This is a genomic window from Mesorhizobium australicum WSM2073, from assembly GCF_000230995.2.
Taxonomy (GTDB): domain Bacteria; phylum Pseudomonadota; class Alphaproteobacteria; order Rhizobiales; family Rhizobiaceae; genus Mesorhizobium; species Mesorhizobium australicum.
Window position 1 is genome coordinate 4,089,924 of sequence record NC_019973.1, and the last position, 16,265, is coordinate 4,106,188.

Annotated in this window: 15 protein-coding genes; 13 read left to right on the top strand and 2 right to left on the bottom strand. The window is 62.7% G+C overall.

All coding sequences use genetic code 11. From position 1 onward, the window contains the following. The first annotated feature begins 85 nt into the window (after positions 1 to 85). From MESAU_RS19595 to lpxB, 13 genes are all read left to right on the top strand, one after another. Positions 86 to 613 carry a nuclear transport factor 2 family protein gene (locus MESAU_RS19595; protein WP_015317781.1) on the top strand — a complete coding sequence of 176 codons (528 nt, stop codon included), beginning with the start codon at positions 86 to 88 and terminating at the stop codon, positions 611 to 613. Positions 614 to 648: 35 nt separating this feature from the next. Continuing rightward, entirely contained in the window at positions 649 to 1,758 is a 1,110-nt protein-coding gene (locus MESAU_RS19600) for an aldo/keto reductase (protein ID WP_015317782.1), read from the top strand. Positions 1,759 to 1,908: 150 nt separating this feature from the next. Further along, complete coding sequence (gene pyrH, locus MESAU_RS19605; protein WP_015317783.1) at positions 1,909 to 2,631, top strand: UMP kinase; 723 nt, start codon at positions 1,909 to 1,911, stop codon at positions 2,629 to 2,631. Positions 2,632 to 2,739: 108 nt separating this feature from the next. Further along, complete coding sequence (gene frr, locus MESAU_RS19610; RefSeq protein ID WP_015317784.1) at positions 2,740 to 3,294, top strand: ribosome recycling factor; 555 nt, start codon at positions 2,740 to 2,742, stop codon at positions 3,292 to 3,294. Between the two features lie 32 nt (positions 3,295 to 3,326). Then, on the top strand, positions 3,327 to 4,061 hold the full coding sequence (locus MESAU_RS19615; RefSeq protein WP_015317785.1) for an isoprenyl transferase: 735 nt from the start codon (positions 3,327 to 3,329) through the stop codon (positions 4,059 to 4,061). Continuing rightward, complete coding sequence (locus MESAU_RS19620; RefSeq protein WP_015317786.1) at positions 4,058 to 4,873, top strand: phosphatidate cytidylyltransferase; 816 nt, start codon at positions 4,058 to 4,060, stop codon at positions 4,871 to 4,873. The genes MESAU_RS19615 and MESAU_RS19620 overlap by 4 nt, the downstream gene beginning before the upstream one ends. Positions 4,874 to 4,967: 94 nt before the next feature. Then, positions 4,968 to 6,110: an RIP metalloprotease RseP gene (gene rseP, locus MESAU_RS19625; RefSeq protein WP_015317787.1), complete on the top strand. Its 1,143-nt coding sequence runs from the start codon at positions 4,968 to 4,970 to the stop codon at positions 6,108 to 6,110. A gap of 217 nt (positions 6,111 to 6,327) precedes the next feature. Further along, positions 6,328 to 8,727 (top strand): outer membrane protein assembly factor BamA, encoded by a 2,400-nt coding sequence (gene bamA / locus MESAU_RS19630; protein ID WP_015317788.1) that lies wholly within the window; start codon positions 6,328 to 6,330, stop codon positions 8,725 to 8,727. A 73-nt stretch (positions 8,728 to 8,800) separates the two neighbouring features. Then, the gene (gene lpxD, locus MESAU_RS19635) at positions 8,801 to 9,856 is read left to right on the top strand and encodes a UDP-3-O-(3-hydroxymyristoyl)glucosamine N-acyltransferase (RefSeq protein WP_015317789.1); all 1,056 of its coding nucleotides are present in this window, start codon (positions 8,801 to 8,803) and stop codon (positions 9,854 to 9,856) included. Continuing rightward, positions 9,849 to 10,316 (top strand): 3-hydroxyacyl-ACP dehydratase FabZ, encoded by a 468-nt coding sequence (fabZ, locus tag MESAU_RS19640; RefSeq protein WP_015317790.1) that lies wholly within the window; start codon positions 9,849 to 9,851, stop codon positions 10,314 to 10,316. Before lpxD ends, fabZ begins: the two co-directional genes overlap by 8 nt. A gap of 13 nt (positions 10,317 to 10,329) precedes the next feature. Next, positions 10,330 to 11,163, top strand: coding sequence for an acyl-ACP--UDP-N-acetylglucosamine O-acyltransferase (lpxA, locus tag MESAU_RS19645; protein WP_015317791.1), 834 nt, complete (start codon positions 10,330 to 10,332; stop codon positions 11,161 to 11,163). Then, positions 11,150 to 12,049 (top strand): LpxI family protein, encoded by a 900-nt coding sequence (locus tag MESAU_RS19650; protein WP_041163833.1) that lies wholly within the window; start codon positions 11,150 to 11,152, stop codon positions 12,047 to 12,049. Before lpxA ends, MESAU_RS19650 begins: the two co-directional genes overlap by 14 nt. After that, on the top strand, positions 12,042 to 13,220 hold the full coding sequence (lpxB, locus tag MESAU_RS19655) for a lipid-A-disaccharide synthase (RefSeq protein ID WP_015317793.1): 1,179 nt from the start codon (positions 12,042 to 12,044) through the stop codon (positions 13,218 to 13,220). Before MESAU_RS19650 ends, lpxB begins: the two co-directional genes overlap by 8 nt. A gap of 87 nt (positions 13,221 to 13,307) precedes the next feature. On the opposite strand, the gene gltA is transcribed toward lpxB, so the two are convergent. Further along, complete coding sequence (gene gltA / locus MESAU_RS19660; RefSeq protein WP_015317794.1) at positions 13,308 to 14,630, bottom strand: citrate synthase; 1,323 nt, start codon at positions 14,628 to 14,630, stop codon at positions 13,308 to 13,310. Between the two features lie 183 nt (positions 14,631 to 14,813). Further along, positions 14,814 to 16,238: a glutamate--tRNA ligase gene (gene gltX, locus MESAU_RS19665; RefSeq protein ID WP_015317795.1), complete on the bottom strand. Its 1,425-nt coding sequence runs from the start codon at positions 16,236 to 16,238 to the stop codon at positions 14,814 to 14,816. Positions 16,239 to 16,265 lie beyond the last annotated feature (27 nt).

Genomic DNA, 16,265 nt, shown 5'->3' on the forward strand with positions numbered 1-16,265 from the left:
ATGCAATCTTATCGACGCCGAGGCAGAGGTCCACATTGTCGCTAACACATCGGCGATCGGGCTGATGGTATCGAGGAGAAGAGACATGAACGCCTTGAAACACGCTACCTTCGCCGCAGGGCTTGCCTTGGCGCCGCTCGACGCCGGCGGGGCCGAACCGATGGGCTGGCAGGCGCTTGCCGATGACCGCGCCATCATCCGCATCGCCGATGCCATCGACCGCGCCGTCGACGCGCAGGACTGGAAACGCGCGCGCAGCTATTTCGCGGATCGGGTCACCGCCGACTTCAGCAGCCTGTCCGGGCAGCCCGCGGCCAACATCGCCTCCGACGATCTGATCGGCGCTTGGGCCGGCAATCTCAAAGGCAGCAAGACCAGCCTGCATCTGCGCACCAATCACCAGGTCGTCCTTGAAGCGGACACGGCGACCGTTCTGTCGAACGGCTACGCCTGGAACCGGATGGAGGGCAATGGCGACCCGCTCTGGGAGGTCTGGGGCACGTATGAGCATCACCTCACGCGCTCCGCGGCTGGCTGGAAGGTCGATGGCTTCACCTTCCGCATGACGCATGAGCGCGGCAATCCCTGGGTCAAGGCGACACCTGGCCAATGACGCCCGCATCAACCGGACCAAGATCGGAAAAGACAATGACGATGAGCTACTACACACTCGGCAACAGCGGGCTGCGCGTCAGCCGGCTGGCACTGGGCACGATGACTTTCGGGACGGAATGGGGCTGGGGCGCGGACCGGGATACGGCGCGCGCGATGTTCGACGCCTATGTCGAGGCCGGGGGCAATTTCTTCGACACCGCCGACCTTTACACCGGCGGCACGGCCGAGACCTGGCTCGGTGAATTTGTGGCCGAGCGGGGCTTGCGCGACAAGGCGGTGATCGCCACCAAATTCACCATGAACTCGAACCCCGGCAATCCGAACGCCGGCGGCAATGGCCGCAAGAACATCATGCGTGCCGTCGACGCATCGCTGAAGCGGCTGGGTACCGACTATATCGATCTCTATCTCATGCATATCTGGGACAGGCTGACGCCGGCCGAAGAAGTGCTGCGTACGCTCGACGATCTGGTTCGGGCAGGCAAGATACGTCACATCGGCCTGTCCGACGTGCCGGCCTGGTATGCCGGGCGGGCGCAGGCGATCGCCGAACTGCGCGGCTATGAGCCGATCTCGGCGTTGCAGCTTGAATACTCCCTGGCGGAGCGTGCCATCGAGCATGAATTCGTGCCGTTCGGGACACGCCATGGCGCCGGCATCATGGTCTGGAGCCCGCTGGCAAGCGGACTGCTAAGTGGCAAATACCGCCCGGCGCAGGCGGGCAATGCCGGCCGGCTCGACGGCTTCCGCAACACCACCCACCCAGGCTTCCAGAAATTCAGCGAGCACAACTGGGCTGTGGTGGCGGAGCTGGAGAAAGTCGCCGCCGAACTCGGCCGCGGCATGGCTCAGGTCGCGCTGAACTGGGTGGCGACTCAGCCAGGAGTTGCCACCGTCATTCTCGGAGCAACGCGGCTTTCGCAGCTGCAGGATAATCTTGCGGCGCTCGATTTCTCCATACCGCCCGCGCTTCGCCAGCGCCTGGACAAGGTGAGCGGCACGCCGGCACCGTTCCCGCATTCTTATTTCGGTCCCGAGATCCAGGTCCGTGTCGCGGGCGGTGTCGTGACCGGCGACAAGCCGTCAGGCTACGCATTGCCGGTCGTGGTCGAAGGCGAGGCGGTTGCCATCAGCAGCAACTGATCCAGAAAGCCTGGAATTTTGCACAAGGGCGCGGCGTGACATCGCCGCGCCCTTCGTGTATCCGGTCAACCCGTCATGACAGCACCGCCGGGCGAAGCAGGGGGCGTTTTCGCCTTCAGAGCTTGCCACGCCGGAATTTCGAGGAACCAGATGACGGTCAAGCCCCGCTACCGACGTGTTCTGCTGAAAGCTTCGGGCGAAGCGTTGATGGGCGAACAGCATTTCGGCATCGACGTCTCGGTCGTCGACCGCATCGCAGGCGACATTGCCGAGGCCCGTGCGCTGGGCATCGAGGTGGGTGTCGTTATCGGCGGCGGCAATATCTTTCGCGGCGTGGCGGTCGCCTCCAAGGGAGGCGACCGCGTTACCGGCGATCACATGGGCATGCTTGCCACGGTCATCAATTCGCTGGCGTTGCGCACGTCGCTGAACAAGATCGGTGTCGATGCCGTCGTGCTGTCCGCAATTGCCATGCCCGAGCTTTGCGAGAGTTTTTCGCAGCGCCAGGCGACCGCCTACATGAACCAGGGCAAGGTGGTGATCTTCGCCGGCGGCACCGGCAATCCGTTCTTCACCACTGATTCGGCGGCGGCACTTCGCGCGGCCGAAATCGGCGCCGACGCGCTGTTCAAGGGTACACAGGTTGACGGCGTCTATTCGGCCGACCCGAAAAAGGACCCGAATGCGACACGTTTCGAGCGCATCAGCCACGCCGAAGTCATAAATCGCGGCCTTTCCATCATGGATACCGCTGCGATTGCACTTGCGCGCGAAAACAACATTCCGATAATCGTCTATTCGATCCACGAAAAGGGTGGTTTCGGCGATATTCTAAGGGGCGGCGGCCGCTGCACGGTCGTCGCGGACGAATGATCGGGGCCGATCCCTGGAAGGGGAAACCGGCTTTCGAACATCAGGCTCGAACACGGGGCCCTTGCCCCGAAGCAGTGAACCCGCGGCAGACGGGTCGAGGAGACTAAGATGAGTGGTGAGTACGACGATCTGAAGCGGCGCATGGATGGGGCCATCGCCGCGTTCAAGCATGACCTGGCTTCGCTGCGGACCGGTCGCGCCTCCAGCAATCTGCTCGATGCGATCCAGGTGCAGGCCTATGGCACCACCATGCCGATCAACCAGGTGGCCAACGTTTCGGTGCCGGAGCCGCGCATGATCTCGGTCTCGGTCTGGGACAAATCGATGGTCGGCGCGGTCGACCGCGCGATCCGGGAATCCAATCTGGGCTTCAACCCGATCGTCGACGGCACCAATCTGAGGATTCCGCTGCCGGAGCTCAACGAACAGCGCCGCAAGGAACTGGTCAAGATCTCGCACGGCTACGCAGAGAACGCCCGTGTCGCCGCGCGCCATGTGCGCCGCGACGGCATGGATTTCCTGAAGAAGGCGGAGAAGGACGGCGACATCAGCGAGGACGATCAGCGCAAGCGTTCCGACCAGGTCCAGAAACTTACCGACGAAACCATCAGCACCATCGATCATCTGCTTTCCGACAAGGAAGCTGAAATCATGCAGGTTTAGGGTTGGCCCTTGGCTGACCCGAAAGCGAGATCATGACAACGCCCGCGCATGTCGCGATCATCATGGATGGAAATGGACGCTGGGCCAAGGCGCGCGGTATGCCGAGGCTCGCCGGTCATCGCGCCGGCGTCGAGGCCCTGCGCAAGGCGGTGCGCGCCGCCCCGGATCTCGGCATCTCCTTCCTGACCGTCTACGCTTTCTCGTCGGAGAACTGGTCGCGGCCGAAGTCCGAGGTCAGCGACCTTATGGGTCTGTTGAAGCTGTTCATCCGTCGCGACCTTGCCGAGCTGCACCAGAGCGGCGTACGGGTCAGGATCATCGGCGACCGCACAGGGCTGCAGGCGGACATCAGGGGGCTGCTCGACGAGGCCGAATCGCTGACGATCCACAACACTTCGCTGACGCTGGTGATCGCCTTCAATTACGGCGGACGCGACGAGATCGTCCGCACGGCGCGCAAGCTTGCCGCGGCCGTGGCGCGCGGCGAAATGGACAGCGAGGCTATATCAGCCGAAAGCTTTGCCGGCTCTCTCGACACGCAAGGCATTCCCGATCCGGAGCTGGTCATCCGCACCAGCGGCGAACTGCGCCTGTCCAACTTCCTGTTGTGGCAGGCCGCCTACAGCGAACTCGTCTTCCTGCCGTGCTACTGGCCGGACTTCAACCGCGAGCATTTCGCCGAGGCCTTGCGCGAATATGCCGGCCGCGAGCGCCGCTTCGGCGGACTGGGCCCGCAGGACGTTGCTTCGCGGCCGGCCGCGGGATGAGCAACCTTCAGCTGCGCGTCATGTCGGCTGTCGTGCTGGCCATTGTGGCCCTCGGCCTGACCTGGCTCGGCGGCCTGCCGTTCCGGCTGCTGTGCGCCGTCATGGCGGCAATGATCTTTTACGAGTGGACACGCATGTCGCGGCCCGCCGCGGCCGACGGGCTTGGTTTTCTCCCGGAAGCGCTGATGGTCATTTTCGTCGGCGCCCTGGTTGCCGGCCTGCCCGCACGGTGGCTGCTGCCGCTCGTCGTGATTCTGGTTGCGACAGCGGCGATCACCGCTGGAGTTCGCAAGATCGGCCAGTGGGACGCCGGCGGCCTTGCCTATGCCTGCATGTCGGGCCTGTCGCTTGCCCTGCTGCGCGACGGCGACCATTCGGGCCTCGTCGCGATCCTTTTCCTGTTCGCGGTCGTCTGGGCAACCGACATTTTTGCCTATTTCGTCGGGCGTGCCGTCGGCGGGCCCAAACTGGCGCCTTCGATCTCGCCCGGCAAGACCCGCAGCGGCGCCCTCGGCGGGGCGGTCGGTGGTGTCGTGGCAGGGCTTCTGCTTGCCGCCTTCGCCGGCGCCGGCAACCTGGCGTTGCTGGGTATTGTGGCGCTGGTGCTGTCGATCGTCGCCCAGGCCGGCGACCTCTTCGAATCCTGGGTCAAGCGGCGGCACGGCCGCAAGGATTCTGGCGTGCTCATCCCTGGGCATGGCGGCGTCATGGACCGTGTCGACGGGCTTGTCGCGGCCGCTCTTGCCCTATACGTCATCGGCTGGATCGCGGCGGGCGCCGAGCATCCGGCACAGGGGCTGTTTCCCATTTGAACGGTGTCATTCCACGATCTGGCGCGGGCGCCTTGGATTCGCCTGTATTGATGTCACAGTCACGCAGCGACGCGGAAGAACTTGAGGGCCTGAATTGAACGAGATTCTTCACGCGATTTTCAGCACGGAAGGCCTCTTTCTCGGCACGCTCGTGCCGTTTCTCTTCGTTCTGACCGTCGTGGTGTTCGTTCACGAGATGGGCCACTATCTCGTCGGCCGCTGGTGCGGCATCGGGGTCAGGGCCTTCTCAATCGGCTTCGGTCCGGAGCTCATCGGCTTCAACGACAGGCATGGTACGCGCTGGAAGCTTTGCGCCATACCGCTTGGCGGCTATGTCAAGTTTGTCGGCGACATGAACGCCACCTCCAGCCAGCCGACATCGGAAGAACTCGAAACGCTGACCGACGAGGAACGCAAGGTTGCCTTCCACACCCAGGCGATCTGGAAGCGCGCGGCAACGGTGGTGGCCGGGCCGCTGTTCAACTTCCTGCTGACGATCGTCGTCTTTTCCGTGCTGTTTGCCGCCTATGGGCGTTATGTCGCGGAGCCCATGGTGGCGGAGGTTACAACAGACAGTCCCGCGGCCAAGGCCGGCATCTTGCCAGGCGACCGATTCGTCAGCGTTGACGGCAGCAAGGTCGAAACCTTCGGCGACGTGCAGCGGCTGGTCTCGGGCCGCGCCGGCGACACCATCACCTTCGTCATGCTGCGCGGCGGCAAGGAGGTCACGGTGACCGCGTCGCCGCAGCTGATGGAGCAGGAGGACGCGCTCGGCAACAAGGTCAAGGTCGCCGTGATCGGCGTCGTCAACAACAAGGAACTCGGCCAGCCCCGCCTCATCACCTACACCCCGGTCGGAGCCGTTGCGGCGGCCGTTGAGGAAACCGGCCACGTCATCGAGCGCACCGGACAGTTCCTGCAGCGCTTCGCCGTCGGGCGCGAAGACAAGTGCCAGTTGGGTGGCCCGGTCAAGATCGCCGACATGGCCGGCAAGGCGGCCAAACTCGGTTTTGAATGGCTGGTGCAGCTCGTCGCGCTGCTGTCCGTTGGGATAGGCATTCTAAACCTTTTGCCGATTCCCCCCCTCGACGGCGGCCATCTGTTGTTCTACGGGGTGGAGGCCGTCATCCGCCGGCCGGTGTCGGAACGGATGATGGAAATGGCCTATCGGGCCGGTCTGCTTCTGGTGCTGTGCTTCATGGGGTTCGTGTTCTGGAACGATCTCTTTGGGTGCTGAAATCATGAAGGAATTTGGCCTGAGCATGGCGGATGTTGAGACGCCGTTTACCATGCACGGGGATATGAGTGACGCGAAAGCCACGCACCAGGGTTAAGTAAATACAAATTAACCAGAAGCCTTGCGTGTAGGGAAAATCCGGTTAATACGGTAGGGGAAATGACCGCACGTCCGGTTTTCTCGCCGTGGGGACTACGAGAAAAGGTTATTAAGCCCGATGAAGGCAGCATCCAAGTTTCTAAACGCCGCGTCAGCGGCGGCACTGTCCGCCGCTCTGGTCGTACCAGGTGCGCTCGCAGTGCAGTTCGTTGCCACATCGGCGGCCGAAGCCGCGGTCGTAAGCCGGGTGGAGGTGAGCGGCAACCAGCGTGTCGACGCCGATACCATCCGCAACTACATCACCATCAAGCCCGGCAAGGCCTTCTCCAGCTCCGATGTCGATAGCGCGGTCAAGGCGCTGTTCGGCACCGGCCTGTTCTCGGATGTCCAGATCAACCAGGTCGGCTCGACCCTGGTGGTCAAGGTTTCGGAATACAAGGTCGTCAACCAGGTGCTGTTCCAGGGCAACAAGAAGCTCAAGGACAACGCGCTTCAGGCAGCGGTTCAGCTCAAGCCGCGCGGCACGTTCTCTCAGGCTACGCTGGATTCGGATGTCGAGGCGGTCAAGGCCGCCTACAGGCGCATCGGCCGTGACGATGCCGGCGTGACCGCGCAGATCATGGAGCTTGGCGACAACCGCGTGAACGTGGTCTTCCACATCACCGAAGGCGATCGCACGCAGATCGCGGCAATCAATTTCGTCGGCAACAGCGCCTATTCCAGCCGCCGCCTGTCTGATGTGATCAACACCAAGCGCTCGTCCTGGGTCTCGTTCATCCTGCGCGACGACGTCTACGACGAAGACAAGCTGCGCGCCGACCAGGAGCTGCTGCGCCGCTTCTATTACAATCACGGTTATGCCGACTTCCAGGTCGTGTCCGCCGTCGGCGAGCTCGACAATGCGACCAACAAATACACGGTCACCATCACCGTCCAGGAAGGCGAGCGCTACAATTTTGGCGACATCAGCGTCGAAAGCACGATCCCGGAAGTCGACTCCAAGTCGCTGGAATCGGTGGTCGAAACCCGCAAGGGCGATGTCTACAATGCCAAGAACGTCGAAGACTCCATCATTGCGCTGACGGAGAAGGTGGCTGGTTCCGGCTATGCTTTCGCCCAGGTGACACCGCGCGGCGACCGCAACTTCGAGAACCACACGATCTCGGTGGTCTACACCGTCGACCAGGGCACCAAGGCCTATGTCGAGCGCATCGAGATCCGCGGCAACGACCGCACGCGTGACTATGTCATCCGTCGCGAATTCGATGTCAGCGAAGGCGATGCGTTCAACCAGGTGCTCATCCAGCGCGCGAAGAAGCGCCTGGAAGACCTGAATTATTTTGACAAAGTCGACATTTCGACCGTGCCTGGCTCGGCCCCTGACCAAGTCGTGCTGGTGGTCGACGTGGTCGAGAAGTCGACGGGTGAATTCTCGGTTGGCGCCGGCTATTCGACCGGCGGCGATTCAGCTGGACCGTCCGTCGAAGGATCGATCACCGAGCGCAACTTCCTCGGTCGCGGCCAGTTCATCAAAGTGTCGGCGGGTGGCGGCAAGAATTCGCGCGACTACAGCTTGTCCTTCACCGAGCCCTATTTCCTCGGGCGGCGCATCGCAGCCGGCTTCGACATTTTCAAGTCGACGCGGGAATACAATAACAATTACGACAGCGACACCACCGGCGCGACGATCCGCTTCGGGTTGCCGATCACCAACAGCATCACGACCCAGTTGGCGTACAACATCTCGCAAGAGAAATATAAAGTCGACGATAGTTGCGGTCCAACCACCATTGGAAATCCGGACGGCACCTGCACGATTTCACCGGCTATCCTGGATGGCATTGCTCAGAGTCCTTGGATCAAGTCGTCGATCAGCCTAGGGCTGGTTTACAACACGATCGACGACATGAAGAACCCGCATGAAGGCATCTATGCCAACACGACGGTCGAAATGGCCGGCTTGGGCGGTGACGCGAAGTTCGTAAAGATCACCGGTCGCGGTAGTATCTACCAGACGCTATCCGAGCAGCTTGATCTGGTCGGGCTGATTTCAGGCGGTGCAGGACATGTCGAGGCCTATGGCGGCGACGGTAATCTGCGTATCTTCGATCAGTTCCAAAGCACCGACCGCATGATCCGTGGCTTCGCGTATAATGGCATTGGTCCCGTGGACCCGACCACGGGTGATCATCTGGGGGGTGTGACTTATTTCAACGCCTCGGCCGAAGCGCAGTTCCCGTTGCCGGTTATTCCCGAGAGCTTCGGTCTGCGCGGTGCGGTGTTTGCGGACGCCGCAACGCTCTATGGCAGTAAGATCAATCAGCATCTAAACGATGGTAATCCCGGTAACGATATTCATATCGCTGGTACCGGCCTCGAATTGCGTGCGTCTGTCGGCGTTGGCCTGATGTGGGCTTCACCGTTCGGGCCGATCCGAATCGACTATGCGATCCCGGTCAAGAAGCAAGCGAGCGACGACGTGCAGGAATTCAACTTCGGCATATCGACCCGCTTCTGATCGGCGGCCAACGATGCTCCCGGGTTTTGGATCCGGGAGAAATGTTCCGACCTAGCTGGATATAGCTTCTGGAATGACCGATCCGGTGTTCTTCGCGCCATCACGCCGGTATACGGCGGCCGAAGTCGCGAATCTGACCGGCTCGGTGCTTGTCGATTCCGGCCAATCCGACGTTTTGATCGAAGCGCTGGCGCCGGCCAATGAAGGCGGCGCCAATGCGCTTGTCTTCGTCGACGGCAGGCGTAATTCCGCGCTGATGCCGTCGCTGCGCGCGGCAGCGGTCCTGTGCACGGCCGAATTCGCAAACAAGGCGCCTTCCAGCGTCGCTGTCTTGACTCATCCACGGCCGCAGCAGGCTTTCGCGCTGGTTGGGCGCCTGCTGTTCCCGACAGCCGCCACGCCGGGGCCAATGACCAGTGAAACCGGTGTTTCGCCGCATGCCCATGTCGATCCGACGGCGCATGTCGAAGCCGGGGCTATCATCGAGGCCGGCGCGGTCATCGGGCCTGGTGTCTCGATCGGCAGCGGCACAGTCATTGCGCCCAACGCCGTCATCGGACAGTCCTGCCAGATTGGCCGTGACGGTTATGTCGGGCCGGGCGCCAGTATCCAGTACGCTCTGATCGGCAATCGGGTCATCATCCATGGTGGCGCCAGGATCGGCCAGGACGGCTTTGGCTTTGTCGGCGGCGCCAAGGGGCCGGAACGTGTTCCACAGATCGGACGCGTCGTCATCCAGGATGATGTCGAGATCGGCTCCAATTCCACCGTCGATCGTGGCGCCATGTCCGATACGATCATCGGGCAAGGCACCAAGATCGACAATCTCGTTCAGATCGCCCATAACGTCCGCATCGGCCGCAATTGTATAGTGGCCGGGCTATCGGGTATTTCCGGTTCCGTGGTGGTGGGTGACAATGTCACCATGGGCGGCGGTGTCGGGCTTGCGGATCATCTGACGATTGGTACAGGTGCCAAGCTTGCAGCCAGAAGTGGATTTATGAGCAATGTTCCCGCCGGCGAGATCTGGGGTGGCTATCCGGCGCAGCCGATGGCGGAAGCCATGCGAGAGATAGCCATGTTGCGCACGATGGCCAGGGCACGCAAGCAGGGCAAGGACAATGGCTGACATGGTGGCGGCGACAACGCTGGAAGCGGTCGACATATTGGGGCTGATGAAGCTCCTGCCGCACCGCTATCCCTTCCTGATGATCGACCGCATCGTGGATATCGACGGCGACGACTCCGCCATCGGCATCAAGAACGTGACCATAAACGAGCCGCATTTTCAGGGGCATTTCCCGGAGCAGCCGGTGATGCCTGGCGTGCTGATAGTCGAGGCCATGGCCCAGACGGCCGGAGCCATCTGCATCCGCAGCCTCGGGGCGTCGAAGCCATCGCTGGTCTATTTTCTGACCATCGACAACGCCAAATTCCGCAAACCGGTCGTCCCCGGCGACCAGTTGAAGATCCATGTCAAGAAAATCAAGAAGCGCGGCAACCTGCTCAAATTCGCCTGTGAAGCCCTGGTCGAAGGTACCAAGGCGGCCGAGGCCGAGATTTCAGCCATGATGGTCACCGGCGACTGACGATCGAGTGCCTATGAAAATCAAGACGTCAATCCATCCTTCCTCCGTCGTGGAAGAAGGCGCCCAGATCGGCCAGGGTGTGCGCATTGGGCCGTTCTGCCACGTCAGCGCCGATGCCGTGATCGGCGACGGGGTCGAACTGGTCAGCCATGTCTCGGTGATGGGCGCGACCACTATCGGGGCGTCGACCAAGGTCTATCCGATGGCGACACTGGGCGCACCGCCGCAAAACACCAAGCACAAGGGCGGCCGCACGACGCTGGTCATCGGCGCCAACTGCACCATCCGCGAAGGCGTGACCATGCATGTCGGCACCGACACCAGCCGTGGCGAAACCACGGTCGGCGACAATGGCAATTTTCTCGCCTACGCCCATATCGCCCATGACTGCGCCGTCGGCAACAACGCCACCTTCGCCAATGGGGCGACATTGGGCGGCCACTGCGAGATCGGCAACAACGTCTATATTGGCGGCCTCAGCGCCGTCCATCAATTCGTGCGCGTGGGTGACAACGCCTTTCTTGGCGGGTGCTCGGCTTTTGTCGGTGATGTCATTCCCTATGCCATCGCGGTCGGTAACCGCGCCAGCCTGCGCGGCTTGAACATCATCGGGCTCAAGCGCGCCGGTCTGCCGCGTTCCGAAATCCATCTGCTGCGCAAGGCCTACAAGACGATCTTCGACCGCTCCCGCACCGTCGGCGAGAACATCGAGTTCGCCAAGGTGGAGTTCGCCTCGTCGCCGACAGCGATGAAGATCATCGACTTCATCACCAGTCGCGGCAAGCGGCACTATGCGGTGCCATCGCTCAAGGGCGGCGGTGGCGACGATGCCGATGACGAAGGCTGAGACAGCCGGGGCTGGTCTCGATCTCCCGCCTGGTGCCAGGGTCGGCATCATCGCCGGGGGCGGCAGCCTTCCGGTCGAAGTCGCTGCCGGTTTGGCCGGACAGGGTCATCCGCCCTTCGTCGTGCTCATGGACGGTGAGGCCGACCGCCTGGCTGAATTGTGCCGTTACGAGCATGAGACCCTTGCCCTGGAGGCGATAGGATCGCTCATTCCGCTGCTCAAGCGCAACCGGATTACGCATCTGGTGCTTGCCGGCGAGATAAAGCGCAGGCCAAGGCTGACACAGATGCATCCAAGCCTCAGCCTGCTCGCTGTGATACCCGTCGTCGTCATGGCGTTGGCACGCGGCGACGATGGACTGCTCAAGGTGGTGGCGCGCGGGCTCGAGGCCCGGGGGATAAAGGTCGTGGGCGCCCACGAGATCGTGCCGAACCTTGTCGCCGCCGAAGGGGTGTTGACCAGGGCCACGCCCCGGAAGTCGGACTGGCGCGACATCGAGGCAGGTTTTGCCGCGGCAAAAGCCATCGGGGCGCTGGATATCGGCCAGGCGGCGATCGCGGTCGGCGGCCGGACCATCGCGCTTGAAGGCATCGAGGGCACGGCCGGATTGCTGGACCGCGCCAGGCTGCTGCGCGGCCACGGCCGTATCGCCGGCAAAACGCGCGGCGTGCTGGTCAAATGCACCAAGCCTGGCCAGGAGCTGCGCGCGGATCTTCCTTCCATGGGGCCCCAGACGGTAGAAGCAGCGCATGCGGCCGGGCTTGCCGGCATTGCCGTCGAGGCGGGACGCTCCCTGATCCTCGAAGGTCCCGCAACCCTCTCGCGTGCCAATGACCTTGGGCTGTTCATTGTCGGTCTGGCCGCAACGGAGTCAGGTCATGGCTGACAGGGCGCTGAAGATCGCGATCGTCGCGGGCGAGGAGTCAGGCGACCTGCTTGGCGCCGACATTGTCCAGTCGCTGCGCCAAATAACAGGACGCGAGGTGCAGCTCGTCGGCCTCGGTGGCCGCCACCTGCAGGCGCTTGGGCTGGTTTCGCCGTTCGACGCCAGCGAGGTCGCGCTGATGGGGTTCAGCGCCGTCCTGCGTGACCTGCCGCGCCTGATGCGGCGGATCGGTCAGCTGGCGGGGCTGGTTGCGGATGCCAAGCCGGACTGCCTCGTCACCATCGACAGCCCCGATTTTTCGCTGCGCGTCGCCAAAAAGGTGCGCGCCGCCAACCCGACGATCCCGATCGTCCACTATGTCTGCCCGAGCGTCTGGGCATGGCGGCCGGGCAGGGCGGTGGCGATGAAGCCGTATGTCGATCACATCCTGTGCATCCTGCCGTTCGAAGTGAAGGAGCTCGATCGGCTGGGTGGCCCGCCCGGCACCTATGTCGGCCATCGCCTGACGCATGATCCAGGCGTGCTGTCGGCCGCCAGGGCGCAGGCCCAGCCGCGTGATCTTTCACCAGACCGCGTGAAGACGCTGCTTGTCCTGCCCGGCTCGCGGCGCGGCGAGGTGCGACGGCTGCTCGAGCCGTTCGGCGAGACCGTGTCGATGCTGCGGGCACGCGGGCATCGGCTTCGGCTGATGTTGCCGACGGTGCCGCATGTCGCGGACACCGTACGATCCGCGGTCACGCGCTGGGATGAAAAACCCGAGATTATCCTGGAACCGGAGCGCAAATGGCAGGCCTTCGGCAAGGCCGACGCGGCGTTGATCGCGTCCGGCACCGTCTCCCTGGAACTGGCACTGTCGGGCGTGCCGATGATCTCTTGCTACCGGCTCGACCCTGTCGCACGCGCCGTGGCGCGGTATTTCGTTTCCGTCTGGTCGGCGCTGCTGCCCAACCTGATCTCGGATCGCGCACTGATCCCGGAGTTCTACGACGAATACGTCAGGCCGAACAATCTGGCACGCCAGCTGGAAGCGCTGTTGGCCGACAGTGGCATGCGCGCCTGGCAGAAAGACGGGTTCGCCGAGATTTCACGGCGCATGGCAACGGACAAACCGTCCGGTGAGATCGCGGCGCAGGTGGTGATGGGGTGTATCAAGAGAGTGAGTAGGCAGTAGTGAGTGGTAAGTAGTGAGTAGTGAGTTAGAAAACTCTCTAACCTGACTACTCACTAACCACTACTCACTACTCACTACTCACTCGTCTCAGCGCTTGGCGATCGGCACGTAGTCGCGCTCTGGCGCACCGGTATAGAGCTGGCGCGGACGGCCGATCTTCTGGCGTGGATCCTCGATCATTTCCTTCCACTGGGCGATCCAGCCGACCGTGCGGGCAACCGCGAACAGCACGGTGAACATGGTGGTGGGGAAGCCCAGCGCCTTCAGCGTGATGCCGGAATAGAAGTCGACGTTCGGGTAGAGTTTCTTCTCGATGAAATAGGGATCGGTCAGCGCGATCTTTTCCAGTTCCATCGCGATGTCGAGCAGCGGATCGTCCTTGATGCCGAGTTCGCCCAGAACCTCATGCGCCGTCTTCTGCATGATCTTGGCACGCGGATCGTAGTTCTTGTAGACGCGGTGGCCAAAGCCCATCAGGCGGAACGGATCGTTCTTGTCCTTGGCGCGGGCGATGAATTCCGGGATGTGATCGACATGCCCGATCTCGCCCAGCATGTTGAGCGCCGCTTCGTTGGCGCCGCCATGGGCCGGGCCCCACAGGCAAGCAATCCCGGCGGCGATGCAGGCGAACGGGTTGGCGCCCGAGGAACCGGCGAGGCGAACGGTCGAGGTCGAAGCGTTCTGCTCATGATCGGCATGCAGAATGAAGATACGCTCCATGGCGCGCGCCAGCACCGGGTTGATCTTGTACTCCTCGCACGGCACGGCAAAGCACATGTGCAGGAAGTTTGCCGCGAAACCGAGATCGTTCTTCGGATAAATAAAGGGCTGGCCGATGTGGTACTTGTAGGCCATGGCCGCGATCGTCGGCATTTTGGCGATCAGGCGCATGGAGGCAACCATGCGCTGGTACGGGTCGGAGATGTCGGTCGAGTCATGATAGAAGGCCGACAGCGCGCCAACCACGCCGCACATCACCGCCATCGGGTGCGCGTCGCGGCGGAAGCCGGTGAAAAAGCGCGACATCTGCTCGTGCACCATTGTGTGGCGCGTTACGCGGTAGTCAAAATCGTCCTTCTGCGCCTTGGTCGGCAATTCGCCGTAGAGCAGGAGGTAGCAGACTTCGAGGAAGTCGCCATGTTCGGCCAACTGGTCGATCGGATAGCCCCGATGCAGGAGGATGCCGGCGTCGCCATCGATGAAGGTGATTTCCGACTCGCAGCTTGCCGTCGAGGTGAAGCCCGGGTCATAGGTGAAGGCGCCGGTGGTGCTGTAGAGCGAGGCGATGTCGATGACGTCAGGTCCGACCGAGCCGCTTCGCACCTTGAATTCGTGAGTCTTGCCGGCGAATTCCAGCGTCGCCGTGGCCTCTTGGCCGCCCACATCCAGTTTTTTCGCAGCTTCGGTCATTGCAAACTCCTTCTTGTTTCGTCATGCCGGCAAAGGCAAAATCCGCAGAGCGACACGTCGAAATCACCGCAATGCGCGTACTCGCCACCGCATTCTAGGAGGTGCGTGCCAGATTGGGCCAAGGCCTAATGTTGCACTGCGAAACCCGCCTTTCAATGCCAATCTTCTTGGGCCAGTTTGCTCCTAATCGATTTGATCCGCTATGCGCGCCAGGCTTTCCTCACGCCCCAGAACGGCAAGCACGTCGAATACGCCCGGTGACGTGCTCTTGCCGGTCAACGCAGCCCGCAACGGCTGGGCCACGGCGCCAAGCTTGTGGCCGCCAGCCGACGCAAAGTCGCGGATCGCGGCCTCGGCCGTGGCCGCCGTCCAGTCGCCTGACAGCGACTTCAAAGCTTCGTGAGCGCCACGCAGGATCTTGCGCGCGTCGTCATTGAGCAGGAGTGCCGCCTTGTCGTCGATCGGCAGCGGCCGCGCGGCAAACAGGAAGCCGGCACCGTCGACAAGCTCGACCAGCGTCTTGGCGCGCTCCTTCAGGCCCGGAAGTGCTGCCAGCAGCTGCGCCTTGTTCTTGTCGTCGAGGCGCGCCGCCATCGCCGGACCGCCCTCCAGATAGGGCAAGGTGGCGATGAAGATATCGAACAGCTCGGTGTCGGCCATACGTCGCATATGGGCGCCGTTGATCGCTTCCAGCTTGGCGAAGTCGAAGCGCGCCGCGCCCTTGTTGACGTCGCCAATGTCGAACCACGAGACCATGTCCTCGATCGACATGATCTCGTCGTCGCCATGGCTCCAGCCGAGCCGCGCAAGGTAATTGAGCAGCGCCTCCGGCAGATAGCCCATGGCGCGATAGGCTTCGACGCCGAGCGCGCCGTGGCGCTTCGACAGCTTGGCGCCGTCGGCGCCGTGGATCAGCGGGATATGCGACATCGACGGCACGTCCCAGCCCATGGCGTTGTAGATCACGGTCTGGCGGGCGGCGTTGGTCAGGTGATCGTCGCCACGGATGATGTGGGTGACGCCCATGTCGTGATCGTCGACGACGACGGCATGCATGTAGGTCGGGTTGCCGTCCGAACGCAGGATGATGAAGTCGTCGAGATCCTTGTTGGGGAAGCGCACGTCTCCCTGGACCCGGTCCTGCACCACCGTCTCGCCCTCGGTCGGTGCCTTGATGCGGATGGCGCCCTTGACGCCGGACGGCGCCTCCGAGGGGTCGCGGTCACGCCAATGGCCGTTATAGCGTGGCGGCAGGCCCTTGGCGCGTGCAGCCTCGCGCATTGCCTCCAGCTCGGCTGAAGTCTCGTAGCTGTAATAGGCCTTGCCCAGGCGCACCAGCTCCTCGGCCACCTCGCGATGGCGCGGCGCGCGCTCGAATTGGGAGACCGCGTCACCGTCCCACGAAAGGCCAAGCCAGGTCAGGCCATCGAGAATGGCCGATGTGGCCGCATCGGTCGAACGCTCGCGATCGGTGTCCTCGATGCGCAGCAGCATCGTGCCGCCGGTATGCTTTGCATAGAGCCAGTTGAAGAGCGCCGTGCGCGCGCCGCCGATGTGCAGATAGCCGGTCGGCGAGGGGGCAAAACGGGTGATGACCTTGTCGGGCATGGAACTCTCGGAAAACGTCTGAAGCTG